Source organism: Streptomyces colwelliae, from assembly GCF_048158785.1.
In the GTDB taxonomy this organism is placed as follows: domain Bacteria; phylum Actinomycetota; class Actinomycetes; order Streptomycetales; family Streptomycetaceae; genus Streptomyces.
In genome coordinates, this window is sequence record NZ_JBLTJC010000783.1 from 1 (window position 1) to 1,449 (window position 1,449).

The 1,449-nt window shown below is 73.3% G+C and carries 1 protein-coding gene; it reads left to right on the forward strand.

Annotated features, from left to right (window positions below):
* Positions 1-1,218, forward strand: a 1,218-nt coding sequence (locus ACNFOC_RS54320) for an AAA family ATPase (RefSeq protein WP_416966303.1), incomplete at its 5' end; no start/stop codon positions are given.
* Positions 1,219-1,449: the final 231 nt, after the last annotated feature.

Consider the following 1,449-nt stretch of genomic DNA (forward strand, 5'->3'; position numbering starts at 1 on the left):
CACCGCGAACACCCCCAGGACGGGGGCGTGGTGCCGGCCACCGCCCCCACGAACTGGCCGGACGCCTTCCGGACACTCGCGGCCGTCCTGCCCGCCGCACCCAGCATCGTGGTCCTCGACGAACTGCCCTGGCTCGCCGAGCAGGACCCCGTGTTCGACGGAGCGCTACAGACCGCGTGGGACCGGCTGCTGGCCGGACGCCCGGTGCTTCTGCTGCTGCTCGGCAGCGATCTGCACATGATGGAGCGATTCACGGCGTACGACCGCCCCTTCTACGGACGCGCCGACAGTCTCGTCCTCGGACCGCTCGATCCCGCCGAGACCGGAGACGTGCTGGGGCTGGACGCCGCAGACGCCATCGACGCCCATCTCGTCTCCGGCGGCCTGCCGGGCATCCTGCGTGCCTGGCCGCACGCGACACCGGCGCTCGACTTCATCAAGGACGAGTGCGCGGACCCCGCCTCGCCGCTCTTCGGGGTGCCGGAGGCGGCGCTCCTGGCCGAGTTCCCGGCACCCGACCAGACGCGCCGGGTCCTGGAGGCCGTGGGGAGTGGAGACCGTACGCACGCGAACATCGCCGCGACCGCGGGCAGTCAGAGCGGGGCGCTGCCCTCCGGCGTACTGTCCCCGCTGCTCAGACGCCTCACCGTGGAGAAGCGCGTGCTGGCCGTGGACCCGCCGCTGTCCACCAGCCCCGGCAAGCCCGCCCTCTATCGCGTGGCCGACAGCAACCTGCGGCTCTACCTGGCCGCGACCCGGTCCGCGCAGGAACTCTCCCGGCGCGGACGCCCCGAAGCCGCGTACCGGATCGTGGAGCGACGCTGGACGACCTGGCGGGGACGGGCCGTCGAGCCCCTGATCCGCGAGGCGCTGGAACTGGCCGCGGCCGCCTCCGAGGACTTCCCCTGGCCCGGCACGGAGGTCGTCGGCGGCTGGTGGAACCGGCGGTTCGCGCCGGAGATCGACCTGATCGGCGCGGACCGCGCCCCCGTGGCCGGGTCCGTGTACTTCGCCGGCTCGGTGAAGTGGCTCGCCTCGCCCTTCGACCAGCAGGACCTGACCGCCCTGCGGACCGGCGCCGCCGAGGTTCCCGGATTCGGTCCCGGCGGCACCGGCCTCGCGGTCGTGTCCCTCTCCGGCGTCACCCGCGCGGTGTCGGACAGCGCCGTCGACCTGGTGTGGGGGGCGAACGACGTGGTCGCGGCCTGGCGGCCGTAGCGACGACGTGCACTGCCGGAGCTACGACGGCGGGAGCTACGACTCCGTGGCGACTGCGGGAGCTACGACGCCGAAGCCGACGGCGAAGCGGAAGCCGACGGACCGGGCACCCCGTCGTCGATCTCCCGCAGATGGCGCTCCCAGTCCCGCACCAGCTTCGAGTCGACCTCCGACAGGAGAGACAGACGGCTGGTGTCCGTCACCTGCTCCCGCTCGAGGTCCTGCAGGTCC